Source organism: Actinoplanes sp. NPDC051513 (assembly GCF_044454685.1).
Classification (GTDB): Bacteria; Actinomycetota; Actinomycetes; order Mycobacteriales; family Micromonosporaceae; genus Actinoplanes.
In genome coordinates this window covers 13,685-36,511 of the sequence record NZ_JBITDW010000015.1, presented here as the reverse complement: position 1 = coordinate 36,511, position 22,827 = coordinate 13,685, and the positions used below count along the sequence as shown (strand labels likewise).

The 22,827-nt window shown below is 69.4% G+C and carries 25 protein-coding genes; 13 read left to right on the top strand and 12 right to left on the bottom strand.

The features are described from left to right. Positions 1-33 precede the first annotated feature (33 nt). The 8 genes from fliF to ACIA5D_RS34630 all read right to left on the bottom strand — a co-directional run bounded on the left by fliF (position 34) and on the right by ACIA5D_RS34630 (position 6,572). On the bottom strand, positions 34-1,650 hold the full coding sequence (fliF, locus tag ACIA5D_RS34665) for a flagellar basal-body MS-ring/collar protein FliF (protein ID WP_396034625.1): 1,617 nt from the start codon (positions 1,648-1,650) through the stop codon (positions 34-36). A 1-nt stretch (position 1,651) separates the two neighbouring features. After that, complete coding sequence (gene fliE / locus ACIA5D_RS34660) at positions 1,652-1,987, bottom strand: flagellar hook-basal body complex protein FliE (protein ID WP_396034624.1); 336 nt, start codon at positions 1,985-1,987, stop codon at positions 1,652-1,654. A gap of 11 nt (positions 1,988-1,998) precedes the next feature. After that, the gene (locus ACIA5D_RS34655; RefSeq protein WP_396034623.1) at positions 1,999-2,391 is read right to left on the bottom strand and encodes a flagellar basal body rod protein FlgC; all 393 of its coding nucleotides are present in this window, start codon (positions 2,389-2,391) and stop codon (positions 1,999-2,001) included. 3 nt (positions 2,392-2,394) lie between these two features. Then, positions 2,395-2,742: a flagellar basal body rod protein FlgB gene (locus ACIA5D_RS34650; RefSeq protein WP_396034622.1), complete on the bottom strand. Its 348-nt coding sequence runs from the start codon at positions 2,740-2,742 to the stop codon at positions 2,395-2,397. Positions 2,743-2,918: 176 nt separating this feature from the next. Continuing rightward, complete coding sequence (locus tag ACIA5D_RS34645; protein WP_396034621.1) at positions 2,919-3,239, bottom strand: hypothetical protein; 321 nt, start codon at positions 3,237-3,239, stop codon at positions 2,919-2,921. Between the two features lie 4 nt (positions 3,240-3,243). Then, a complete protein-coding gene (fliS, locus tag ACIA5D_RS34640) occupies positions 3,244-3,624 on the bottom strand; it encodes a flagellar export chaperone FliS (RefSeq protein WP_396034620.1) in 381 nt (126 codons plus the stop codon). Positions 3,625-3,696: 72 nt separating this feature from the next. Beyond that, a complete protein-coding gene (fliD, locus tag ACIA5D_RS34635; protein WP_396034619.1) occupies positions 3,697-5,115 on the bottom strand; it encodes a flagellar filament capping protein FliD in 1,419 nt (472 codons plus the stop codon). A gap of 116 nt (positions 5,116-5,231) precedes the next feature. Next, positions 5,232-6,572: a flagellin gene (locus ACIA5D_RS34630; protein WP_396034618.1), complete on the bottom strand. Its 1,341-nt coding sequence runs from the start codon at positions 6,570-6,572 to the stop codon at positions 5,232-5,234. Positions 6,573-6,825: 253 nt separating this feature from the next. On the opposite strand from ACIA5D_RS34630, the gene ACIA5D_RS34625 reads away from it, so the two are divergent. From ACIA5D_RS34625 to ACIA5D_RS34595, 7 genes are all read left to right on the top strand, one after another. Continuing rightward, on the top strand, positions 6,826-7,311 hold the full coding sequence (locus ACIA5D_RS34625) for a flagellar protein FlgN (RefSeq protein WP_396034617.1): 486 nt from the start codon (positions 6,826-6,828) through the stop codon (positions 7,309-7,311). Continuing rightward, on the top strand, positions 7,311-8,714 hold the full coding sequence (gene flgK / locus ACIA5D_RS34620) for a flagellar hook-associated protein FlgK (protein WP_396034616.1): 1,404 nt from the start codon (positions 7,311-7,313) through the stop codon (positions 8,712-8,714). The genes ACIA5D_RS34625 and flgK overlap by 1 nt, the downstream gene beginning before the upstream one ends. 32 nt (positions 8,715-8,746) lie before the next feature. Continuing rightward, on the top strand, positions 8,747-9,658 hold the full coding sequence (locus ACIA5D_RS34615; RefSeq protein ID WP_396034615.1) for a flagellin: 912 nt from the start codon (positions 8,747-8,749) through the stop codon (positions 9,656-9,658). Between the two features lie 2 nt (positions 9,659-9,660). Then, the gene (gene fliW / locus ACIA5D_RS34610) at positions 9,661-10,098 is read left to right on the top strand and encodes a flagellar assembly protein FliW (protein ID WP_396034614.1); all 438 of its coding nucleotides are present in this window, start codon (positions 9,661-9,663) and stop codon (positions 10,096-10,098) included. Positions 10,099-10,173: 75 nt separating this feature from the next. Then, positions 10,174-10,410, top strand: a complete 237-nt coding sequence (gene csrA / locus ACIA5D_RS34605; protein ID WP_396034613.1) for a carbon storage regulator CsrA — start codon at positions 10,174-10,176, stop codon at positions 10,408-10,410. A gap of 161 nt (positions 10,411-10,571) precedes the next feature. Then, on the top strand, positions 10,572-11,297 hold the full coding sequence (locus ACIA5D_RS34600; RefSeq protein WP_396034612.1) for a hydrolase: 726 nt from the start codon (positions 10,572-10,574) through the stop codon (positions 11,295-11,297). 89 nt (positions 11,298-11,386) lie between these two features. Then, entirely contained in the window at positions 11,387-12,250 is an 864-nt protein-coding gene (locus ACIA5D_RS34595; RefSeq protein ID WP_396034611.1) for an SRPBCC family protein, read from the top strand. Positions 12,251-12,260: 10 nt separating this feature from the next. Here ACIA5D_RS34595 and ACIA5D_RS34590 read toward each other — a convergent pair whose 3' ends face one another. Both ACIA5D_RS34590 and ACIA5D_RS34585 read right to left on the bottom strand, forming a co-directional pair. Continuing rightward, positions 12,261-14,057 (bottom strand): ATP-binding protein, encoded by a 1,797-nt coding sequence (locus ACIA5D_RS34590; protein WP_396034610.1) that lies wholly within the window; start codon positions 14,055-14,057, stop codon positions 12,261-12,263. Between the two features lie 56 nt (positions 14,058-14,113). Next, positions 14,114-14,326, bottom strand: a complete 213-nt coding sequence (locus tag ACIA5D_RS34585; protein ID WP_396034609.1) for a hypothetical protein — start codon at positions 14,324-14,326, stop codon at positions 14,114-14,116. 269 nt (positions 14,327-14,595) lie between these two features. On the opposite strand from ACIA5D_RS34585, the gene ACIA5D_RS34580 reads away from it, so the two are divergent. The 3 genes from ACIA5D_RS34580 to ACIA5D_RS34570 all read left to right on the top strand — a co-directional run bounded on the left by ACIA5D_RS34580 (position 14,596) and on the right by ACIA5D_RS34570 (position 18,099). Then, positions 14,596-15,825 (top strand): S8 family peptidase, encoded by a 1,230-nt coding sequence (locus tag ACIA5D_RS34580; RefSeq protein WP_396034608.1) that lies wholly within the window; start codon positions 14,596-14,598, stop codon positions 15,823-15,825. Between the two features lie 86 nt (positions 15,826-15,911). Then, positions 15,912-16,316, top strand: coding sequence for a response regulator (locus tag ACIA5D_RS34575; protein WP_396034607.1), 405 nt, complete (start codon positions 15,912-15,914; stop codon positions 16,314-16,316). 193 nt (positions 16,317-16,509) lie between these two features. Next, positions 16,510-18,099 (top strand): DNRLRE domain-containing protein, encoded by a 1,590-nt coding sequence (locus ACIA5D_RS34570; protein WP_396034606.1) that lies wholly within the window; start codon positions 16,510-16,512, stop codon positions 18,097-18,099. Between the two features lie 11 nt (positions 18,100-18,110). On the opposite strand, the gene ACIA5D_RS34565 is transcribed toward ACIA5D_RS34570, so the two are convergent. Both ACIA5D_RS34565 and ACIA5D_RS34560 read right to left on the bottom strand, forming a co-directional pair. Beyond that, positions 18,111-18,923 carry a class I SAM-dependent methyltransferase gene (locus tag ACIA5D_RS34565; protein ID WP_396034605.1) on the bottom strand — a complete coding sequence of 271 codons (813 nt, stop codon included), beginning with the start codon at positions 18,921-18,923 and terminating at the stop codon, positions 18,111-18,113. 2 nt (positions 18,924-18,925) lie between these two features. Beyond that, positions 18,926-19,678, bottom strand: a complete 753-nt coding sequence (locus ACIA5D_RS34560) for an SDR family oxidoreductase (RefSeq protein ID WP_396034604.1) — start codon at positions 19,676-19,678, stop codon at positions 18,926-18,928. 128 nt (positions 19,679-19,806) lie between these two features. Here ACIA5D_RS34560 and mshA point away from each other — a divergent pair, with 128 nt between their 5' ends. The 3 genes from mshA to ACIA5D_RS34545 all read left to right on the top strand — a co-directional run bounded on the left by mshA (position 19,807) and on the right by ACIA5D_RS34545 (position 22,815). Beyond that, positions 19,807-21,078: a D-inositol-3-phosphate glycosyltransferase gene (mshA, locus tag ACIA5D_RS34555; protein WP_396034768.1), complete on the top strand. Its 1,272-nt coding sequence runs from the start codon at positions 19,807-19,809 to the stop codon at positions 21,076-21,078. Further along, positions 21,072-21,554 carry a YbjN domain-containing protein gene (locus tag ACIA5D_RS34550; protein ID WP_396034603.1) on the top strand — a complete coding sequence of 161 codons (483 nt, stop codon included), beginning with the start codon at positions 21,072-21,074 and terminating at the stop codon, positions 21,552-21,554. The genes mshA and ACIA5D_RS34550 overlap by 7 nt, the downstream gene beginning before the upstream one ends. Before the next feature lie 565 nt (positions 21,555-22,119). Beyond that, positions 22,120-22,815, top strand: a complete 696-nt coding sequence (locus ACIA5D_RS34545) for a hypothetical protein (RefSeq protein ID WP_396034602.1) — start codon at positions 22,120-22,122, stop codon at positions 22,813-22,815. Positions 22,816-22,827: the final 12 nt, after the last annotated feature.

The following is a 22,827-nucleotide window of genomic DNA, read 5'->3' as shown; positions in this document are numbered from 1 at the left end:
GGCGGCCGGCAAAAGCCGGCCGCCCGTCCGGGCTCAGTGCGCGGCGTCGGCGGCGAGCCAGCCACGCAGCAGCACTGCCATTTCCTCAGGCTGGTCCTCGACCATCTGCTCGATCTCCCGCACGCGTTCCTCGCGAGCTTCCCCGTCCCCGTACGTCTCGGGCGCGGCCTCGAGCATCTGGGCCGGGATGGCCTGGTTCAGCTCGATCAGGCGCTGCTGCTCGAGCGCGGCCTGCATCTCCTCAAGGTGCTTGCGCTCCTCCGGAGTGAGGGCCTTGCGCTTCTTCGACCGGCGACTGGCCCGCCAGGCGAGGAAGAGCAGCGCCAGCACCACGGCGCCGAGCGCGCCGGTCTTGATCAGCGTCATCTGCTTGGCCGACTGCTCGGCCGCGGTGGCCGCGCTCAGGGCCTGCTGGGCGGCCTGCGCCGCGGTCGTGTCGAACGGCATGGCGCTGACCGCGATGGTGTCGCCGCGGGTGGCGTCGACGCCGGCCGCCGCGCTGACCAGCTGCTGCACCTGAGCCGGGTCGATGGTGCCGGCGGTGGTGCTGTCCAGCAGGACGGCGACGTTCATCTTCTTGATGCTGCCCGGGGCGCTCTTGCGGACCTCGTTGGTCTCGTTGATCGCGTTGTTCTTGACGCTGTTGCTGTTCTCGTACTGGCCGGTGCCGGTCGTGCCGGTGGTGCAGCCCGGTCCGGAGATGTTGTCCGGGCCGAGGACGCCACCGGCGCAGTTGCCGGCGCCGTTGTACGCCTCCCGGCTGTTGCTCTCCGAGAGGGCGGGCAGCGACGGGTCGGAGTTGTACGTCTTGCTGGTCGTCTGGGTCTGGTCGAAGTCCATCTCGGCGGTGGTCGTGACCACCGCGTGCCCCGGACCGACCACGCTGTCCAGCATCTTCTGCAGCGAGGAGTTCATCCGGTTCTGGAACGCGACCGTCTGAGCCTCGTTGCCGCTGTCCCCGCCGGAGCCGACGGCCGCGCCGCCGCCGGTGGACAGGATCTTGCCGTCCGCGCCGGCCACGGTGATCTCGGTCGGGTCGAGGCCCTCGACGCTCGAGGCGACCAGATGCACGATGGCCTGCACCTGCTGGCCGCTCAGCGGCTGGGTGCTCTTCGACGCGACCAGCACGGAAGCGGTGGGCTGGTCCTGGTCGTCGGCGAAGACGTCCTTCTGCGGGATGACGAGGTGCACGGTCGCGGCCTCGACGCCCTCGATCGACTTGATGGTGTTGGACAGCTCGCCTTCCAGGGCCCGCTGGTAGTTCGTGTGCTGCATGAAGTCGCTGGTGGTGATGCCCTGCTGGTCGAGCAGCGCGTAGCCGGTGCCGGCGTCGCCGGGCAGGCCCTCGCCGCTCAGCGACAGTCGCAGGCTGTTCACCTGGTCCTGCGGGACCATGACGGTCTGCCCGTCGTTGGCCAGCTCGTACTTGGTGCCGGACTTCTGCAGTGACTCGACGATCGCGCTGGCGTCCTTGGTCGACAGGTTGTTGAACAGGATCGAGTACGTCGGCTTCGACGCCCAGGTGGCGAAGAAGTAGGCGCCGACGACAAGAGCGATCACCGCCGCGATGGTGACGGCCTTCTGGCCCGGCGTGAAGGACCGGAAGGCGTCCGTGATGCGGCGAACCGGAGCGGGAAGGCGGTCCGTCATGTCAGGCCTGCATCCTCATGATCTCCTGGAAGGCCTCGACGGCCTTGTTCCGGATGGCGAGCGTGAGCTGAAGTCCGAGGGACGCCTCGTTGGCGGCCATGGTGTACTGCGCCGGGTCCTGCAGCGTCCCGTCGGCGACCTGGACGGCCAGGTTGTCGGCCTTGGCCTGCGAGGCCTGCACGCCCTCCAGCCCCTTGGAGAGCATGCTCACGAAGTCGTTGTCCGGGCCCGAGGCGGGCGCGACGCCGGTGCTCGCGGACAGGCCGTCGACGCCCTGGAGAGCGTCGATGCCGCCGACCGCGGAAAGGCCGCTGATGGCACTGATCGGAGAAGTCATCTAGGGCTTCCTCACTTTCCGAGGTTGATCGCGGCGGTGTACGAGTCCTTGGCGCGGTCGACGACCGACAGGTTCGCCTGGTACGCGCGCTGGGCCATCATCATCTGGGCCATCTGGCCGCCCAGGTCGATGTCCGGCCGCCGGATGTAGCCCTGGCCGTCGGCCAGCGGGTTGTCCGGGTCGTACGCGAGGATGCCGTTGGCGCTGCCGAAGGCGACCCCGCCCACCTGGGCGCCGTTGCCGTCGGCCGCCTCCTGGGCGACGACGTAACGGGCCTGGAAGGCCTTCTCGGAAGTGCGGCTGACGTTGTCGATGTTGGCAATGTTGTCCGACACCGCGTCCAGCCACTTGCGGTACACGGTGACGCCGGAGCCGGCGACGCCGATCGCGTTGAACGTGCTCATCTATCAGGCCCCCTTGATCGCGTCGCGCAGCATGCCGTACTTGCTGTCCAGGGCTCGCATGGTGAGCTGATAGCGCATCGTGGTGTCGATGTGCGACAGCGTCTCCTCGTCGAGGTTGACGTTGCTGCCGTTGAGCCGCGTCGGCTCCAGCGAGCTCAGCGTCTGCGGGGAGACCCCGGCCGGCGACTCGCCGTGGGCGATCGCGCCGTGCAGCGCCTGCTCGAATTCCACCTTACGGGCCCGGTAGCCGGGGGTTTCGATGTTCGCGATGTTGTTGGCGATGGCGCTCTGCCGGGCGGCAAGACCCGCGGCGGCGACGCGAAGGGAGGACGACGAGAGATCGTCGAACACAAACAGCTCCTTGGATGGTTGGTCCAGGGCGCCGATCCTTGGCTATTTCATCTGAGCAATCCGTGCTCGTACCTAGCAGTTCGGCCCGGCCCGCCATCCGCTGAGCGTGTAAAGGTTGCCGCGCGGTTGCACGCAAAAAGTCCCGGAGCCCCTGGAAAAGGGACCCCGGGACGGTGTCACATGGCGCAGTCGACGTACACGGGCCGCTTGACCGCCTCGCCGGTCTCGAGCCGCGAGGTCATCGCCATCTGCTGCCGGTTGCTGGTGAGCCGGCGGGCGATCTCCTCGGCGGCCCGTAGTTGGCGGGTAAGTATCGCGTCGGCCCTCGGCTTGAGCTCCAGCGGCAGGGCGCCGAGCTCGGTCGGCGGGCGCCACAGGTCGGCCGGCGGCGTCTCGGCGTGCCGGCGCTCGTCGGCCAGCATGGTCTCGATCCTGACCACGTCCAGCTCGAGCTCGTCCAGGGCGGCGGTCCAGACGCCGCGCCAGTCGTCGGCCATCGCCTCAGCCGGCGACCGCCGCGGCGGCCGCCTCTCGCCAGGCGTCGCGCAACGGCTCCACCAGGGTCCGGCAGGCGGCCACCCGATCGGCGTCCTTGGCGATGTTGGCGCCGATCAGCTCGGTGAGCATCCAGCCGTAGAGGCCGGCCAAGGCGGGCGCGCCCGACCAGGCGTCGACGTCCAGGCTGGTGCGCAGCTCCAGGACGATCTCCTGGGCGTGGGTGAGTTGCTCGTGCGCCTGCTCCCGCGCGCCGGTGCGCAGCGCCTCCTCGCCCTTCATGAGGTCGAGGACGAGCCGGTCGTACAGCATCAGCAGCAGCTTGCCGGGCGAGGCAGTGTTGATCGAATCCTGCAGGTAGCGGTCGCGCAGGTGCGGGGCGGTCATCGGACTCCTCGGTCAATGCCCTGGGGCGTCAGGGCCGGCGGAAGGGCGTACGGGTCAGGAGAGACCGGCGACTCAGGAGAGGCCGGCGAGCTGACCGGAGAGCCAGTTGGACTGGTCCTTGAGCTTGCCGAGCGCGACCTCGAGGCCGGTGTACTCCTTCTGCAGCGCCTCCCGCCTCGCGGCGAGGCGGACGTCCCAGTTGCTGATCTGGTCGTTGATGCTGCTGATCTCGTTGTTGCGGTTCAAGATGATCGACTTGAGGTTGGTCGTCATCGTGGTGCCCATCGCCTCGACGGTGTCGCCGAAGCGGACGCCGGCCTTCTGGGCGCGGCCGGGGTCCGACGTGTACGTGTTGAGGAACGCGGCCCGGTCGAAGCTCAGCTGCCCGGTCGAGTCGAGCTGGATGCCCAGGTCCTTGAGCGTGTGGATCTCCGCCGTGACGTCGACGGGCGGGGTGGCCTTCTTCTCCACGCTCCAGTCGACACCGCGGCTGATCACGCTGAGGATCTTCTGCGACATGTCGCGGACCGCGAAGTCGCCGGTGAGCGGCGAGCCCTTCTTGGTGGCGGCGTCGTACGCGGTCTGCGTCCGGATCTCGCTGAGCGCCGCGTTGGCCGCGTCCACCATCGCCTGGAACTTGTCGGCGATCGCGCCGGTGTCGTTGGAGACGTCGACCGTGACGCCGTCCTCCTTCTTCGACACCGTCAGCGTCACGCCGGCCATCAGCCCCGTGAACGTGTTGCTGCCGCTGTTGACCGTGTACGCGGTGCCACCGCCGCCGGTGACGTCGATCGACGCGTCCCCGGCCCACGTGGTCGCCGGCGAGTCGCCGTTCAGGCCCTTGGTGTCGAGGCCGCTGATCACGAAGCCGTTGGCCGTGCCGGTGGCGGTGCCGCTGATCTGCAGGACGCCGGTCGAGTCACCGGTCTTCATCACATACGCGGAGAGGCCGGCGTTGGCCGCGTTGATCGCCTTGGCGATGCCGGCCGCCGACTTGTCCTTGCTGATGTCGACGTTGACCGTCGTGGTGCTTCCGGTCGTGTTGCCGAGGCTGTCGAACGCGCCCTTGGTGATCGTGATCGAGTTGTCGGTGGTGATCGCGGCCGGGTCGTCGACCTTGCCGTCGGGGTCCTTGGCGTACAGCGTGGTGTCCACCGGCATCGTGGTGACCTGCTTGGTCGCCAGCGAGGTCACGTTGAAGGTGAGGCTGCCGGTGGTGGCGTTGATGTTGTTCGACGTGGTGGCGCTGACCGTCGACGAGCTCGAGGTCGCCTTGATCGAGCGCCACGTGCCGAGCTGGCTGATCGCGTCGCCGGCGCTCCGGAGCGCGGCGGCCTTGGAGTTGACCGACTGATATGACGTCACCGCGGTCTGGGCCGTGGAGACCTTGGTCTTGAGGCGGTCCTGCGGCTGGGCCTCGACCTGCATGAGCTGGCTGATCAGGGACGAAGTGCTGAGGCCGCTGACGAGTCCGTCAACAGAGCTGGTCACAGTGGCCTGCCTTTCGGTGCGGAAAAGAAGCGGGGGTAGCCGGCGCCGTCTGCCAGCTACCCCCACCTATTCGGCCGAGTGCGTTTCCTATTCAGTTCGGACGGGTGGCAACTCGGTTAGCGGAGCAGCGAGAGCACGTTCTGCGCGGACTGGTTCGCCTGCGACAGCATCGAGGTGCCGGCCTGGGTCAGGATCTGCGACCGGGTGTACGACACCATCTCCTGCGCCATGTCGGTGTCGCGGATGCGCGACTCCGAGGCGGACAGGTTCTCCACCGCGACGTTGAGGTTGTTGATGGTGTGCTCGAACCGGTTCTGGTACGCACCGAGCGAGGCACGCGAGTCGGAGACCGACTGGAGCGCGTCGTCGATGACCGTGATCGCGCTGTCCGGGTCGTTGGTGAGGTCCAGCGACGCGGTGCCGAGGCTCTCGGAGTCCACGCCGCCGATCTGGATGTTGATCTTCTGGTTGGCGTTCGCGCCGACCTGGAACGCGCCCTTGTTGCCACCGGTATCAGCCAGGGCCGTGGTGAGGTCGATCCCGAGACCGCCGGTGTTGGTGGTGGCGCCCGCCGCGACGGCGGCCGGGTCGCTCAGGACGGTGTCGGTGTCATCGATCGTGAAGTCGCCGGCGCCGCTCATGCCGAACGTGGTCATGTTGTTGGCGTCGACCTTGACCGACATGGTGACCTCGTTGCCCTGGAAGCCGCGCGCCTTGAGCGCGTCGGAGAGGGCGTCGTTGACCGCCTTGGCGACGTCCTGCGGCGTCGCGTCGGTGGTGAGAGCCCCGACCTTGACGGTGATGGGAGTGGACGTCAGGTCGGTCGTGCCGGTGTCGTTCGGGGCCTTGGTGAGGCCCGAGACCTGGGTGAGGTCGAAACTCCAGTACTTGCCGCCGGTGACGGCGTCGGTCTGGGGCGAGTCCACGATCTTGCTGGTGGCGTCGAGCGTGACCAGCTTGCCCGTGTCCGAGAAGACGGAGTTCGCCGCGGTCGCCGTCGTGTCCACGACGGTCTTCTTAGTGGCGCCGAAGGTGCCGTCGAGCAGCTTCTGCTTGCCGAACGCCGTGGTGCTGCCGATCCGGTTCAGCTCGGCGTTGAGCTGCTCCATCTCCTTGTTGGCCGCGGCGGCCGCGTCCGAGTCGGTGGCGCCGGAGTTCGACGCCTGCACCGCCAGGTCACGCATGCGCTGGAGGATCGAGGTGACCTCGTTGAGCGAGCCCTCAGCAGTCTGCGCGACGCTCACACCGTCCTGGGTGTTGCGCACGGCGACCTTGAGACCGCCGATCTGCGCGCGCAGCCCCTCGGAGATCGAGAGGCCGGCCGCGTCGTCCGCCGCCCGGTTGATGCGGAAACCGCTGGACAGCTTCTCCAGGGACTTCGACATCTGGCTGTCGGTGACCGACAGGTTCCGGTAGGCGTTCTGCGCGGCGATGTTCTGGTTGATGCGGAGACCCATGGGTTTTCCTCCTTGATCAGGGTCTGACCGGCCCATCCGTGAGCCGTGGCGATACGCCGGTCCGTTCGGCGTGGCGCCGACGGTCATGAGCAGTCTCCGAGATTTATTCGCCCTTTTCCGGCGAACCGGAAGAAAGCCCGGGAAGGCCCGATCGGGCGAAATCCCTCAGCGGAGCGGCGGACGTGCCGACCTGTCCGAATGAGCGGGCATGTCGAGGGGGCACGCCCGACCAGAAGCGAGACGGAGGACCAGGGTGAGCCTGACCGACCTGGCCAGCGTCCTGTGGCGATCACGTGAGCTGCTGGAGATGCTGCTGTTCAAGCTTGAGGAGGAGCAGCTGCTCCTCGCGTCCAATCGCTCCCGCTGGCTCAGCCACGCCACCCGCGAGGTGGAGGTGGTGCTCGACCAGATCCGGCAGACCGAGGTCATCCGCGCCGCCTATTCGCAGGACGTCGCCGTCGAGCTCGGGCTCGACCCGGAGGCCTCGCTCGGCGAGCTGGCCGACGCTGCCCCGCCGCCCTGGTCGGACCTTCTTCACCAGCACCGCAAGGCGTTCCTGATGCTCACCTCGGAGATCAGCGCGCTCGCCGACGTCAACCGCGACCTACTCACGGCCGGCCAGCGCGCAGCACGCGAAACCATGCTCGCGTTCGCCGAAACTGTGGAAACGTACGGACCGCAGGGCCAGACCGTTTCCGGCGGCGTGCGCCGCTCCAGCCTGGTTGATGAGGCGATCTGATGGCTAGCACCTTCGGCAGTATCAACACGGCGCTCACCTCGCTGTACGCGCAGCGCCGCGGCCTGGACGTCACCGGGCAGAACATCGCGAACGCGAACACCGACGGGTACACCCGGCAGCGGGTACGGATGCAGGCGCAGACCGGCAGCCTCAACCCCGGCGTGTACGCCACGACCGAGCAGGTCGGCACCGGGGTCACGGTGGCCGCCGTCGAGCGCGGCCGCAACACGTACCTCGAGGAGCGCGGGCGCACCGAGCACGCGAACTCGGCGTATCTGGCCGGCCAGAAGGCTACGTACGACGGGATCGAGAGCGTCCTGGCCGAGCCGAGTGACACCGCGCTCCAGGCGCGCCTGCACGACATGTGGGACGCGTGGAACGACGTGGCGAACAACTGGCAGGACCCGTCGACCCGGACCGCGCTGATCGAGCGCAGCAAGACCGTGACGATCACCCTGAACGACACGCACGCGTCGCTGTCCAACCAGTTCGCGTCGCAGAACGGCGAGATGGGCGCGTACGTCGATCAGGTCAACACCATGGCCGCGTCGATCGCCGACATGAACCACGAGATCGTCATCGCGCAGCAGGCCGGCCTGCCCGCCAACGAGCTCCAGGACCAGCGCGACCGCAACATCCTGCAGCTGTCCGAGCTGGTCGGCGCGAGCGCTCAGGCCACGCCCAACGGCGCGGTCAACGTGTACGTCGGCAGCACCGCCCTGGTCGAGGGCTTCCAATCCCGCGCCCTCAAGCTCACCGGTCCCACCACGCTCGACGGCATCGACGTCAACAACCAGGTGGCGCTGCAGTGGACCGACACCAAGGACAACGCCACTCCCGGCGGCACCATGGGCGCCATGCTCGACACGATGAACACCATCATCCCGGGCATCCTCACCGATCTGGACGCGGTGGCCAAGAGCATCCACGACACCGTGAACGGGGCGCAGACCGGCGGCTTCACCAAGGACGGCACCCCGGGCGCCGACTTCTTCACCGGCACCACCGCGGCCACCATCGATGTGGCGATCACCGAGCCCGAGGAGGTCGCATTCTCCAAGGGCGACCCGAACGACGCGACCACGCCGGCCCTCGACCACAACGTCGCCGACGCGCTCGCCGACATCGGGAACTCGGCCACCGGCCCGGACGCCACCTACCAGGCCATGATCGGCCGGCTCGGCGTCTCGGCGCAGGCGGCGGGACGCCGCAGCGAGATCCAGGATTCCGTACGTGACCAGGTCGACGTTTCCCGCGAGGCGGAGTCGGGGGTCAACCTCGACGAGGAAATGACCCACCTGCTCACCTATCAGCGCGGTTACGAGGCGGCCTCGCGCGTGCTCACCACGATCGACGCCATGCTCGATCAGCTGATCAACCGGACGGGCCTGGTGGGCCGCTAATCGTGGCAGCCGGCAAGAGGGGGTAGCACGGCATGACGATTCCCAGCAGGGTCACCGACACCAGCATGGCGACCAAGGCGCTCGGCGACCTGCAGCGGTCCCTCGCGCGTGGACAGAAGATCCAGTCGCAGATCTCCGGCGGCAAGCTGCTGACCCGGCCGTCGGACTCGCCGACCGGCACGGTGACGTCGCTCCAGCTGCGCGGCGAGGTGCGGTCCACCCAGCAGTACGGCCGCAACGCCGACGACGGGCTCGGCTGGCTCGGCACCATTCAGGACACTCTCGGCGACGCGTCCACTTCGATCATTCGGGTACGCGATCTGACTCTTCAGGGATTGAGCTCGTCCAACAGCGACCAGTCCCGCGAGGCGCTGGCCGTCGAGATCGACAACATCCGCGAGACGCTGGTCGGCCAGGCCAACGCCAAGTACATGAACCGGCCGGTCTTCGGCGGCACCACCCCGGGCGGGGTGGCGTACGAGGTGGACACGACGACCGGCGAGTACAAGTACGTCGGCAACGACAACCCGACGACGCGCACGGTCGGCCCGAACGCCAAGGTGCGCATCGAGACCACCGGCCCGGAGGCGTTCGGCACGCCCGGGACGGACACCGAGTTGTTCACGGTTCTCGACACCATTTCGAAGAGCCTTCGGAGCGACGATCAGGACACTCTGAACAAGAGCCTAGAAAATCTCGATACCGCCCACGATTTCCTAAAATCCGCGCTTTCGAATGTAGGTGCCCGATATAATCGGGTTGAACAGATGAAGCAGTCCGCAGACGACCATCTGTTATCCGTGTCGTCGCAGCTGTCCGACATCGAGGATGTCGACCTGCCCAAAGCGATCATGGAACTGCAGATCCAGCAGACCTCGTATCAGGCCGCCCTGGCCGCCACGGCCAGGGTGATCCAGCCCTCGCTCATCGATTTCCTGAGGTGACCATGAGTACTCGCACCGCGTTCCGTCCGATTGAGGCCACGATGATCGACCCGTCGCTGGGTCTGCCGACCATCACCATGGCGGTGCCCATGCCCGGGTTCCCGGCACACCGGGAGTACGTCCTGGTGCGGCTCAACGACGACGGACTGCTCTACGCCTTCACGTCCATCCAGGACCCGGAGTTGCGCTTCCTCGTGGCCCCGCCGGAGCCGTTCTTCCCGGACTACGCCCCGGAGATCGAGAACGAGGTTTTCGCGGCTCTGAACACGAAGGATCCCAACCGCCTGCTGCTGATGACCGTCATCACCGCCGGCGTGGACGAGACCACGGCCAACCTGCTGGCGCCGATCGTTCTCGACCGGGACAGCATGCGGGCCATGCAGGTCGTGCTCAGCGGCTCCGGGTACCCGGTCCGCGCGATCATGCACCGGGCCTACTGACGTCCCGTCGCCGGCGCGGCCGGGACTGTGGTCGCGCCCCCAGGTCCTGCCATGGATGGAGGGGGGCACCGGACGATGCTTGTGCTGACCCGGCGGGCCGGGGAGAGCGTGATGATCGGGAACGACGTGATCATCACCGTGCTCGAGGCGCGCGGGGACGTCATCCGCCTGGGCATCCAGGCCCCGCGCGACGTGCAGGTCCACCGCGAGGAAGTGTTCCGGGAATTGCAGGCGGCCAACCGCGAGGCGGCCTCGCCCACCGAAGATGCGGTCCGGGCGGTAACCGAGTTGCTGCAGACGCCGGAGGAGTGAGCGACTCACCGCTCCTCCGGCGGCTCGTCTCGGATCGCGGCCTGGAAGCCGGCGCTAAGAAACCGAGCTGCACCATCTGCGGACCACGCTTGTCAACCCCCAAACCCCACTCTGTGTCAGGACGGGAAAGAGCCCGTCGACTCGAAGCCGGGGAGCGACAGGTGGATACAGAGCGGGAATCGGTGATCGATGCCCTGGACCTGACGATTGACGCGCATGTGCACACCGGCTTCGCAGCCGGACGGGACAGCGTCGGCGTCGTGGTCTCGGCCGCCGACCAGGCCGGCCTCACCGCGCTCACCTTCGCCGACCAGGTGGGCCCGGAAACGACCTGGCTGTCCGCGTACGCCGATGCCGTGCGCCGCGCCCGCCAGCGCACCGAAATGACGCTGCGGGTCGCCGCCGAGGTCGAGGTCGTCCAGCCGGACGGCTGGCTGGCCTGGCCGGCCGACCTGCGCCACCTCGAGGCGGTCTCGGTCGCGGTCTCCCGCCTGCCGCTGTCCAGCGGTCTGTACGGCCCGCGGGACGTGCGCGCCATGCTGGCCGCCGGCGAGCTGAGCCCGGAGCAGGTCGCCGAGGGCCTGATCGGCGCCACGGTGCAGGGCATCGAGCGCGCCTCCCGGTACGCGCCGACCCAACTCGCCCGCCCGCTGAGCCTGCTCGCCCAAGTCGGCCTCGACGACGCCGTGATCACCCCGGACCTGGTGTCCGCGCTCGCCGCCGCCTGCCGCGAGACCGGCACGGTCGTCGAGATCAGCGAGGCCTGGCGCTGCCCCTCCGCCCGGCTCGTGGCGCTGCTGCGCGCGGCTCAGGTGACGCTCGTGCCCGCGAGTGACGCCCGGTATGCGGCCGAGGTGGGTCACTGGCAGTACCTGCGCCGGGTCTGACTCACAAACGGGCCGAAAACGAACACGATCAGTAGTCGTCTCCGTACGCTCGATCATGCCGGGATCATCCGAGGCATGGGAGAGATGCGATGAGTATGGTTCAGCAGGCCATCGAGGTGAGTGCACCGCTGCACACGGTGTACGAGCAGCTCGCCGCGTTCGAGAACTACCCGCGGTTCATGAGCGGGGTTCGCGAGGTCACCCCGATCGGCGCCGACCAGACACACTGGATCATGGACGTCGACGGCAAGCGACGCGAGTTCGACGCCCGGATCACCGAGCGCTCCGTCGACGAGCGGGTCTCCTGGGCGACCGTGGAAGGCCCGCTGCTCGCCGAGACGATCACGCTCCGCCCCCTGGGCGAGACGAAGACGCAGATCGTGGCGCAGCTCGAGGCGGACATCGCCTTTCTCATGCCCAGCGACCGGCACGGCCAGGCCTCGCTCACCAGGCGGCTCAAGGAAGACCTGACCACCTTCAAGGGCCTGGTGGAGAGCGGGGTGCTGGGCGGACGCCCCAAGTCGGTGGGCACCCGGCCGTCGCCAAAGCGCCCGACGACCGGCGCGAGCACGAAGCGGCTCTCGACGATGACGAACGCGGCGTCCACGGCGAGCCCGGCCGCGGTGGCGGCCCGGATCCGCAACCGCAACCCGCACCCGGGCGCCGGCTGGGGCACGAGCGCGGCCGAGCAGAGCAACGCGAGCCGGGCCGACCTTCCCCGGCACGACCTCGCCGCCGGAGCCGGCACGAACGTCGACATCACCTCGGCGCCAGGCATCACGAGCGAGCACGACCTGGACGACGTGCTGGCGCCGGGACGCCGGATCGCCAAGGGCGGCCCGATCAGCGGCGGCGCCGCCGGCAGCGCCCCGATGGGCGGCCGCACCACGCACAAGGACACCTGGGGCGACGGCATGATCAACGAAGAAGACCGCGGCTCCGGCGGCGTCTAGATCGGCACGACTAGATCGGCGCGGCCTCCAGGGTCACGATCAGGCGCGCCCCTCGCGGCTCGGCCCGCTCGTAGCGGACCGAGCCGCCGTTCGCCTCGACCAGGTGCCGCACGATGAACAGACCGAGCCCGGCCCCGCGCACGAACCGGCCGAACAAGCTCGGCACCAGCTCCTCCGGGATGCCGGGCCCGCTGTCCTGCACGACCAGCTCGACCAGGTCGCCGCGGCGCCGGCCGGCGATCCGCACCGGCGGGTCGCCGTAGGTGAGCGCGTTGGTGATCAGGTTCTGCGTCACCACGCGCAGGTGTCCCGAGTCGGCCAGCACGGCGAGATCCTCGTCGACGGCGACCTCGATGCCGTGGCCGGCGGTGGCCGCGGCCTGTGCGGCGACCTCGAGCAGCGGCACCGGCGCGCGCCGGGCGGTCACCGACCCGGTGTCCAGGCGGAACAGCAGCTGCAGGTCGTTCATCATCTTGATCAGCCGCTGTGTGTTCTTGTCGATCTTTGTGGCCAGCTCGAGCCGGATGTCGTCGGGCAGGTCCGCCCAGTCGGCCCGCAGCAGCTCGGCGAGGCTCGCGATCGAGCTGATCGGCTGCGCGACGTCGTGGGTCAGCATCGACGTCAGGTCGTTCTTGAAGGCCAGCGCCGCCTCGAGCCGGGCGTTCGCCTCGCGTAGCTCGGCGTTCTGCGCCCCGAGCGAGTCCTCGGCCCGCTTGCGGTCGCCGATGTCGACGTACGTCGCCACGTACGCCCGCGGCGCGCCCTCCTCGTCCGGAATCGTCGCCACGGTGGCCAGCACCGGAACGGCCGTCCCGTCGACGCGGGGCATCAGCCAGTCGCCGCCCCCGGCCGGCGGCAGCTCCGGGGCGAGGCGGATCGGCTCGTCCGGCCCGTACCCGGTCAGCTCCCGCCAGCGCCGGTTGACGTCGATCACCCGGTGGTTGGCGTCGAGCACCATCACGGCCTCGCTCATCGACTGGAGCAGCGTGGCCGCGAACTCCTGCCGGTCGTGCAGCTCGCCGACCAGCCGTCGTTGCCGCCGGTCGGCGCTGTCCAGGGTGCGGACGAGGTAACCGACGAGCCCGAGCAGGGCGAGCGCGGCGAGTACGGCCCCGGTGCTGATCGCGGCGGCCGGGCGGCCGATCCCGCTGCGCGCGGCCAGGGCGCTGACCAGCGCCGCGACGGCCGGCACGGCGATCAGCACCGGCAGCATCCGGCGAACGGTGGTGCCCGGACCGGCGACGGTCTCGGCGGTACGCAGCGGGCCGGTCTCGGGACGGGCCAGCACGGTGCCGAGGGCGAGCGTGAGCAGCCCGCCGGCCGCGGCCGGGGCCATCACGCCGCCGGGCCCGCGGCCGAACGGAAAGGTCGGATCGAACATCCGCGGCACGAGCGCGACCAGCGCGATGATCGCGGCGCCCGCGACCAGCGGGTCGGCGACGCGAAAGCGGGACCGCGCGACCCGGACGTCGAGGCAGGCCAGTCCGAGCCCGGCGAGCACGGTGGCGGCGGCCGCGGCCGGATGGGGGCCGAGCGACGCGGCGCCGATGGCGGCGGCGAGCAGGGCGAGCAGAAGGGTGAGCGCGCGCACGGCCCGGTGAGCGACGGGCAGCGCCTGCAGCAGCAGCGCCAGCCCGGCCGGAACGAGAGCGGCCGCCGGGTCGGAGAGAGCTCCACCCGGCGGCCTTGGTGTTGCGACAAACCCGATCACGGGTGTTGCGACAAACCCGATCACGGCGACCGCGATGCCGGCGCACCCGGCGGTCAGCCGGGAGAGCCTGCCCACGTTTTGCGCCGCGATATGCACGCAATTCCCCTCAGATAAGAGGAATTGAGCATATCGCGGCGTATGGGGTCAAGCGGTTACTTGCCCGCCCACTCGAAGCCCTCCTCGAGCACGACGCTCCCGGCGACTCGGAGGATGTCGTCCCGGTGATGGTTGGCGTGGTGGCCGCAGAAGGACAGCTCGCCGCCGCTGGTCAGGTGGACCACCAGTTTCGCGGCCGCGCTGCAACGGTCGCAGCGGTCGGTCATCGCGTCGGACGTGGTGACCTCGGGCGACAGCAGGCTGGTCATATCGCTCTCCTTGCTCGGTGGCGGTGTGCAGCGGTACAGCGGGTAGATCGGCCCTCCGTTGCACAGCCTTAGCTCTTTCCCTCCGGTCTTCCCGGCCGTCCGCGCTGAGCGGAAATGCCCTCCGAGCAGCGCGGAAGGCGTTGCACCACAGCTGCCACCCGAAGGGTCCCGGGCCGGCAGGGCGTCCTCTCCACCATTTCCCTCAGCCGTCATCGGCATGCCTGTCTCCCCCGGTGAAGTAGGGCACCCAACCGAGAGGACCACCTGTTTTGCGTATCGACACCGGCCGTATCGCCACTCGCGTCGCGCTGCTCACCGGCGCCACCGCCGCCACGCTCTGCGGAGCAGCCGGCGCCGCCCTTGCCGCCCCGCCCGTGGCGCCCACCGGCGTCATCATCGCCGCCGGCTCCGCCGACGCCATCGCAAACAGCTACATCGTGGTGCTCGAGCCTGGGGAGTCTGGCGTCGGCGCCGTCTCGCGCGAGCTCACTCAACGGTACGGCGGCCAGATCGCCGACACCTATACAACCGCCGTTCGCGGATTCCACGCGACGATGTCCGCGACCCAGGCCGCCCGCCTCGCCGCCGATCCGGCCGTCCGCTACGTCGAGCAGGACGCCACCGTCGACAGCATGGCCGGCGCCACCCCCACGTGGGGGCTGGACCGCATCGACCAGCGCACCCTGCCGCTGTCGAAGCCCTACTCCGCGCCGTCGGCGGCCCGCGTCACCGCGTACGTGATCGACAGCGGCGTCCGGACCACCCACAAGGAGTTCGGCGGCCGGGCCGTGAGCGGCTGGGACTTCGTCGACAAGGACGCCAATGCCGACGACTGCAAGGGACACGGCACCCACGTGGCCGGCACCATCGGCGGCGCCACCTACGGCGTGGCCAAGGACATCAAGCTGGTCTCGGTGCGCGTGCTCGACTGCAACGGCAGCGGGTCGTACTCGAACATCATCGCCGGCATCGACTGGGTCACCGCGCACGCGGCGAAGCCGGCCGTGGCCAACATGAGCCTCGGCGGCACGGTCAGCAAGACGCTCGACGACGCCGTCGACCGATCGATCGCCATGGGCGTGACGTACGTGGTGGCGGCCGGCAACGACCACCGCGAGGCCTGCAAGCAGTCGCCGGCCCACGACCCGAACGCGATCACGGTGGGCGCGACCGACCAGAACGACACCCGCGCGACGTTCTCGAACTACGGGTCCTGTCTCGACATCTTCGCGCCCGGCGTCCAGATCCTGTCCGCGTCGAAGGCCTCCAACACCGGCACGACGGTGATGAGCGGCACCTCGATGGCGAGCCCGCACGTGGCCGGCGCCGCGGCGCTGGTGCTCGCCGCACACCCGGACTGGACGCCGGCCCAGGTGCGCGACGACCTGGTCGGACGCGCGGGATCCGGCCTGGTGAGCAACGCGGGCGCGGGTTCGCCGAACAAGCTGCTCTTCACCGGCACGGTCACCGGCGCCGCCAAGGCCCAGAAGTCTCGCTGAGCTGCCGGGATGTGGCAAAGGCCGGTTGGTGCAACCCGGTGCCGATAGCGTGAATCGGGAACTCGACGCGTACCGGAGGAGGACCCATGCCGCAGGCGCCCGACACGGATGACCGACCGACCGTCCTCGTCGTCGACGACGAGGAGGACCTGCGCGACATCATGCGACGGATGCTCGAACGCCGCGGCTTCTCGACCCTGGTCGCGGGCGACCCGCAACAGGCGATCGCGGTCTGCCGGGACCACCCCGGCGAGATCGACATCCTGGTCACGGACCTGGGCCTGCCCGGGGTGTCCGGCGGCGAGCTGTCCCGCTCCGCCACCGAGCTGCGGCCCGACATGCGGGTCGTCTACATCTCGGGCCTGCCCAAGGAGATGGCCGTCGCGGACGGCCTGATCGAGCCGGACGCGCTGCTGGTCAAGAAGCCGTTCAGCACTGAGCTGCTGATCGAGGCGCTGCGCTCGGTCCTGACCGAGAACGCAGCGCCGTAAATAGAAGCGCCCTGAACAAAGAGGTACCGGAGCGCCGCCGTCGAGATGACGGCGGCGCTCTTCTGTGCGCCGTGAAAGCGACCGTCCACATCGGCCGCACCCCACCTGCACCCGTGCATGCACCGGACCGGCACCCGCACCGGCCGACCGTGGAGTCCGAACGAGGGACTCGACTATTCACGGGGGTAAACACGTGGGGGCCAGAAAGGCAGCGATCGGGGCGGCGGCGATCGGGACGGCGGTGAGCGCCGGCTTCGCCATCGCGGGCACGGCCGACGCGGCGACTGCGCCGGCGATCCGCACTGTCTTCGCCGGCGACGACGCGTACGTCTCCAGCACGCGGACGAAGACCAACTTCGGCGCCGAGGACAAGCTGGTCGTCGGCACGACGGAGGGCGAGACCAAGACGTCGTTCGTGCGGTTCAGCACCGGGTCTTTCCCGGCCGGGAGCGCGATCACCAACGCTCGGCTGATCCTGCCGTACGAGAGCACGCCGGCGGTGGCCCGGGTCAGCGCGTATCCGGTGACCGGCGCCTGGTCCGAGGACACGATCACCGGCGGCGACCTGCCGGCGATCGGCGCCACCGCGGCCGGCTCGGCCGTTCCGCGCGCCACCGATTCGTCGGTGACGATCGACCTCTCCGGCGCGGTCACCAAGGCCGGGACGTACGCGTTCGCGCTGCGCTCGGCGTCGACCGAGGCGGTCACCCGGTTCCTGTCCGCCGAGTCGGGCGATCAGAAGACGGCCGGCCCGCGCCTGGTGATCAACTACGCGCCGGCGACGGAGGCGACGAGCCCGACCACGAAGCCGACCCAGGGCCCGACCGTGAAGCCCGACTCGTGCGCCACCGGCGGCCTGCTCGTGCCGAGCTGCGGCGTCCTGTGGGGAGCGGCGGCCGGCGGCTTCACCGACGCCCCGCGCGACACCGCGCTCAAGAACTGGGAGGCCCTCACCGGCCGTACCTCGACGATCTTCCACGCCTACCACAAGGGCGACGAGAAGTTCCCGACCAAGGCCGAGATCGCGATGACCCGCGACCCGGCGCGCCGGCGGGTGCTGCTGCTGAACTGGAAGGTCGCCTACGGCACCACCTGGGCCAAGGTCGCGGCCGGCGACAAGGACGCGCGGATCGACGCGTGGGCCGCGTACGTCAAGGCCAACTACGGCGCCCAGAAGTTCTTCCTGGCCCTGCACCACGAGCCGGAGAACGACGTCAAGACCACCGCCTCCTCGGGCATGACCGCCAAGGACTACGCGGCCATGTACCGGCACGTCATCGAGCGGCTCCGCGCCGACGGGGTGACCAATGTGGTCAACGTGCTGGCGCTGATGGGCAACGAGAAGTGGATGGCGCAGTCCTGGTGGAAGGACCTCTACCCGGGTGACGACGTCGTCGACTGGATCGGCCTCGACTCGTACGTGAGCGTCGAGAAGGCCTACTACCACTTCGGTGACTTCGGCAGCCTGCTCGACCGTCAGCCCACCGGTGGCGGCCTCGGCTTCTACGACTGGTCGGTCAAGAACCACCCGAGCAAGCCGATCATGGTGGCCGAGTGGGGCATGTACCACCGGATCGCGTACCCGACCAGCAAGGCCGCGGCGTTCGGCACCGTTGTTCCCGAGCTCACGAAGCACCCGAAGGTCAAGGCGATCGTCTACTTCGACACCGCCCAGGACGACGAGGGCGACCGCAACATCGCGGTCGACTCGACCGCCGACAGCCTCGCCGCGTTCAGGAAGGCGGCGGCGTCGCCGATCTTCGACGTCGAGATCGACAACTAGAGAAGCTTTACTCACCCCCTGGGGTCGGGCCGGTCCGCTGCGGAGGACCGGCCCGACCTTGTTCCCTGCCCAGTTCCTGGCCATGGCACGGTCAGCTCGCCGCGACCCCATCGGGCCGGCCCGTCGAGCACCGGCCACTCCGCGCGCATCCGGCGGCAGGTCGCCAGCCAGCGCTGCCGTGGCCCGAACGGCGTCGCCGACGACTCCCAGGCCCGGCCGAGCGCCACCAGCAGGTCGTGGATCGGCTCGCCCTGGATGTTGTGGTGGATCAGCGCCTTCGGCAGCCGCTCGGCGAACGTCGCCGGATGGTCCAGATCGGACAGCCGAGCCGAGAAGGTCAGGGTCAGCGGCTCGCCGTCCTCGACCACCGCCCAGGTCGCGATGCGGCCCAGCTCGTCGCAGGTGCCCTCGACCAGCAGCGCGCCGGTCGCCGTCATCTGCCGCCAGGCCGCCGCCACCTCATCCTCGGAATACTGCCGCAGCACGTTGAACGCGCGCACGACGACCGGACGCAGGCCGGCCAGCTCGAACCCGCCCCGGCGGAAGGCGAGCCGGGGCGGATCCGCATAGGGGCGCGCCGCTTCCACCCGTACGGGATCGATCTCGAGACCCACGACCGCGACGTCCTCCCGGACGGCCGTCGCCAGACGGCCGCGCAACTCCACGGCCGTGACCGGCGTCGCCCCGTAGCCGAGGTCGATGACCAGCGGATCGGGGGCCTCGCGCAGGAGGTCGCCGCAGCGGTACGCGATGTAGTTGTCGACGCGGCGCAACCGGTTGGGATTCGTCGTCCCCCGGGTGATCGCGCCGACCGGTCTGGTCACGCCTAGTTCTCCCGAACCACCTTGTGCTGCGCGGCCTGGGCGATCGGCCGGATCACCAGCCGGTCGATGTTGACGTGGTGGGCGCGGGTCGCCATGAACGTGATGCAGTCCGCGATGTCGTCGGCCGTCAGCGGCTCCTTGACGCCCTGGTAGACCGCGTCGGCCTTGGCCTGGTCGCCGCCCATCCGCTTGAGCGCGAACTCGTCGGTGCGCACCATTCCCGGGTCGATCTCCATCACGCGTACGGGTTTGCCGGCCAGTTCCAGGCGCAGCGTTCCGGTCAGGGCGTTCTGGGCATGCTTGGCCGCCGTGTACCCGCCGCCACCCTCGTAGACCACGAAGCCCGCGGTCGAGCCCACCATCACGATCGCCCCGCGGCCGCTCGCCTCGAGCGCCGGCAGCAGCGCCTTGGTGACCCGCAGGGTGCCGAGCACGTTCACCTCGTACATCCACTGCCAGTCGTCGATCGAGCCGTTCGCCACCTCGTCGGTCCCGCGGGCGCCCCCGGCGTTGTTGACCAGCAGGGTGAGCGTGCCCTCGAGGCCGTCGACCGCCGCCGCCAACCGGGCGACCGAGGCGTCGTCGGTGATGTCGCACTCCACCGCGGTCGCCGTGCCGATCTCCTTGACCAGCGCCTCCAGCCGGTCGGCGCGGCGGGCCGCCGCGACCACGTGGAAACCCTCCCGCGCCAGTCGGCGGGCGGTTGCCGCGCCGATCCCGCTGGACGCACCCGTCACCACTGCGATGTTCACCATGCCCCCATCTTTCCCGATGACTTCAGTCACCCCGGACCACCTGCGTAGTGGTTCGGCGCGCGACGGTGGGGAAGATTGACACGGACGTAACAAGTGAACGTTACGTTTGAACCGCTTCGGGAGGAAATATCGTGGTTGAGTGGCCGACCCCGCGGCGCATAGCCACCCTTTCGGTGCATACATCCCCCCTGGAACAGCCCGGTACCGGCGACGCCGGCGGCATGAACGTCTACATCGTCGAGGTGTCGAAGCGGCTCGCCCGCCTCGGCGTCGAGGTGGAGATCTTCACCCGGGCCACCCGCAGCGAGCTTCCCCCGGTCGTCGAGATGGCGCCCGGCGTGAGCGTCCGGCACGTCACCGCCGGCCCGTTCGAGGGGCTCGCCAAGGAGGATCTGCCCTCACAGCTGTGCGCGTTCGCCAACGGCGTGCTGCGTGCCGAGGCAGCGCACCCGCCGGGCCGATACGACCTGATCCACTCCCATTACTGGCTCTCCGGCCAGGTGGGCTGGCTGGCCCGGGAGCGCTGGGGCGTGCCGCACGTGCACACCGCGCACACCCTCGCCAAGGTCAAGAACAGGTTGATCGCGGCCGGCGACCGGCCCGAGCCCAAGGCCCGGGTGATCGGCGAGGAGCAGGTGGTCGCCGAGTCGGACCGGCTCGTCGCCAACACCCGCTTCGAGGCGCAAGATCTCGTGGCCAACTACGACGCCCCGCCGGCGCGCACCGTCGTCGTGCAGCCCGGTGTCGACCTCGATCGGTTCCGCCCGGGCGCCGCCGACCGTGCCCGGCTGGGACTCCCGGCCGGCGGGCGCATTGTTGCCTTTGTCGGCAGGATCCAGCCGTTGAAGGCGCCCGACGTGCTGATCTCGGCGTTGCCGTTCCTCCGCGAACCGGACACCACGCTGGTCATCTGCGGCGGCCCGAGCGGGAGCGGCCTCGACCGGCCCAGCTCGCTGATCGAGCTGGCGGCCTCGCTCGGGGTCACCGACCGCGTGCTGTTCCTGCCCCCGCAGACCGCGGACGACCTGGCCGGGCTCTACCGGTGCGCCGACGTGGTGGCGGTGCCGTCGTACAACGAGTCGTTCGGGCTGGTCGCGCTCGAGGCGCAGGCCTGCGGCACGCCGGTGGTGGCGGCCGCGGTCGGCGGTCTGGTCACGGCGGTGCGCGACGGGGTGAGTGGTCTGCTGGTCGACGGGCACGACCCGCGCGACTGGGCGCACGCGCTCGGTTCGGTGCTCGCCGCTCCCCGGCTTCGCGCCTCGCTGTCTGCCGGGGCGGTCGCGCACGCTGCGGGTTTCTCCTGGGACCGTACGGCCGAAGGGCTGCTCCGGGTCTACCGTGAGGCCGTGGTGCAGCACCGTGCGATGATCGCCGCGCGCCTGGAGGCGTACGCGTGGTGACCGCTCTTGTCGAGAGGGCTCTCACCGAGCGCGAGCTGGAGTGGGAGAAGACCGGCGATTCGTCTTATGTGGTGACTCTTCCGGGCACGCACAAGCTCAAGACCGCCTGCAACCTGATCGTGGGTGAGCACGCGCTGCGCGTCGAGGCCTTCGTGATGCGCCGTCCGGACGAGAACCACGAGGAGCTCTGGGCCTGGCTTCTCCGGCGGAACGCCCGGATGTACGGCGTCTCGTTCTCGATCGACGCGGCCGGCGATGTCTACCTGACCGGCCGCGTCTCCCTGAAGTCGCTCGACGAGGACGAGCTGGATCGTCTCCTGGGCGCCGTCCTCACGTACGCGGACGAGTCCTTCGACACCATGCTCGAGATCGGCTTCGGCACGTCGATCCGCCGCGAGTGGGAGTGGCGGGTGAAACGCGGGGAATCGCTTGCCAACCTCCAGGCCTTCAAGCACCTGGCCCCACCGCCCGCATAGTGGCTTTTGCCCGCCTTATCGACCCGTCGACGCTGGATCAAGAGATTGATAGGGTCCTTCGCATAATGATGCGGCGGTCCCGTTTGCGGAATTCCGGCGGGCGCGCGGTGAACGAGCGGTGAATGTGACCTCTCGCCGAGGCAGTGGGGGCCCGGATGTCGGACGGGTCGATCCGCCGATCGGCCATTTGTCGTTGACTGTGACGGTCCAGACAGATGGCAGACAGCCAACTGGCTTGTAAGCCTTGACCGCCCCAACTAGCGTAATCAATGGACGCCGAGCCGTTAGTTCGGGGAACTGGTTGATCAGCAATGGTCGCCGCGGTCGGCGTTTGGGGACGGGTGGCATATGCCGTTGGGGGACGGCGCGACCCGAGACCGGCGGTTAGTGCGGGCGACGCCTATGGGGATGGGCGTCGTCCGCCGCCGCCGGTGCTTTGTTTCTGCCCTCTTTTCCGCGCTCCCGTAAGGCCCTCCTGTCATCCGTGGTGGATGACGACGCTGCCGCTCCACCAGCCAGACCATGGGTGGAGCTCACCGCAGTCGGGGCCGATCGAGGGGGCAGCATGCGGATGCGGCCGGCCCGCCTCAATGCCGCCATAGCGAGCCTGTTCATCCTGGGCTCGGCCTGCTTCGTGGTGGGCTCGGTGCCGGCCTACGCCGACGCGGTCGGCGGCGTTGCCGACGGCCTCACCTATTTCGTCGGCTCGCTCTTCTTCACCTCGGCGTCGTTCCTGCAGCTGTTGCAGGCACAGACGCCGTCGATGACGGGCGTCGACGAGCAGCAGCAGAACACGCCGGAGCCGGTGACGATGTGGCGCAGGCTGCCGCACGATCGCGACTGGCTCGCGGCGATCACGCAGTTCGGGGGGACGCTGGCCTTCAACGTGAGCACCCTCGCCGCGCTGGCCCGTAACGCCTCCGTGCGGGAGCAGGACCGGCACGTGTGGCGGCCGGATGCCGTCGGGTCGACGCTGTTCCTGGTGGCCAGCGCGTTCGGGATCCTCGCGATCGGGACCTTCTGGAGCTGGCAGCCGCGATCGCTGCCCTGGCTCATCGCGTGGCTGAACATGATCGGATCCGTCCTGTTCATGCTCTCGGTCCTGGCCGCCTTTGTCCTTCCCAGCACCGGCGAGGTGCTCGCCGTCCGGATCGACGTGGCCGGCACCCTGCTCGGCGCCCTCTGCTTCCTGATCGGAGCCGTCCTGATGTTCCCGGCCTGGCGACGGGCCGTTCGAAAGCGCCGACCCGTAGCGCGGTAACGAGGAGGACGA

Bases quoted from the DNA above. Each gene is read 5' to 3' on its own strand.
- fliF (WP_396034625.1), bottom strand. From the start codon at position 1,650: ATGACGGACCGCCTTCCCGCTCCGGTTCGCCGCATCACGGACGCCTTC.
- fliE (WP_396034624.1), bottom strand. From the start codon at position 1,987: ATGACTTCTCCGATCAGTGCCATCAGCGGCCTTTCCGCGGTCGGCGGC.
- ACIA5D_RS34655 (WP_396034623.1), bottom strand. From the start codon at position 2,391: ATGAGCACGTTCAACGCGATCGGCGTCGCCGGCTCCGGCGTCACCGTG.
- ACIA5D_RS34645 (WP_396034621.1), bottom strand. From the start codon at position 3,239: ATGGCCGACGACTGGCGCGGCGTCTGGACCGCCGCCCTGGACGAGCTC.
- fliS (WP_396034620.1), bottom strand. From the start codon at position 3,624: ATGACCGCCCCGCACCTGCGCGACCGCTACCTGCAGGATTCGATCAAC.
- ACIA5D_RS34630 (WP_396034618.1), bottom strand. From the start codon at position 6,572: ATGGGTCTCCGCATCAACCAGAACATCGCCGCGCAGAACGCCTACCGG.
- flgK (WP_396034616.1), top strand. From the start codon at position 7,311: ATGGCTAGCACCTTCGGCAGTATCAACACGGCGCTCACCTCGCTGTAC.
- ACIA5D_RS34615 (WP_396034615.1), top strand. From the start codon at position 8,747: ATGACGATTCCCAGCAGGGTCACCGACACCAGCATGGCGACCAAGGCG.
- fliW (WP_396034614.1), top strand. From the start codon at position 9,661: ATGAGTACTCGCACCGCGTTCCGTCCGATTGAGGCCACGATGATCGAC.
- csrA (WP_396034613.1), top strand. From the start codon at position 10,174: ATGCTTGTGCTGACCCGGCGGGCCGGGGAGAGCGTGATGATCGGGAAC.
- ACIA5D_RS34595 (WP_396034611.1), top strand. From the start codon at position 11,387: ATGAGTATGGTTCAGCAGGCCATCGAGGTGAGTGCACCGCTGCACACG.
- ACIA5D_RS34585 (WP_396034609.1), bottom strand. From the start codon at position 14,326: ATGACCAGCCTGCTGTCGCCCGAGGTCACCACGTCCGACGCGATGACC.
- ACIA5D_RS34575 (WP_396034607.1), top strand. From the start codon at position 15,912: ATGCCGCAGGCGCCCGACACGGATGACCGACCGACCGTCCTCGTCGTC.
- ACIA5D_RS34560 (WP_396034604.1), bottom strand. From the start codon at position 19,678: ATGGTGAACATCGCAGTGGTGACGGGTGCGTCCAGCGGGATCGGCGCG.
- ACIA5D_RS34545 (WP_396034602.1), top strand. From the start codon at position 22,120: ATGCGGATGCGGCCGGCCCGCCTCAATGCCGCCATAGCGAGCCTGTTC.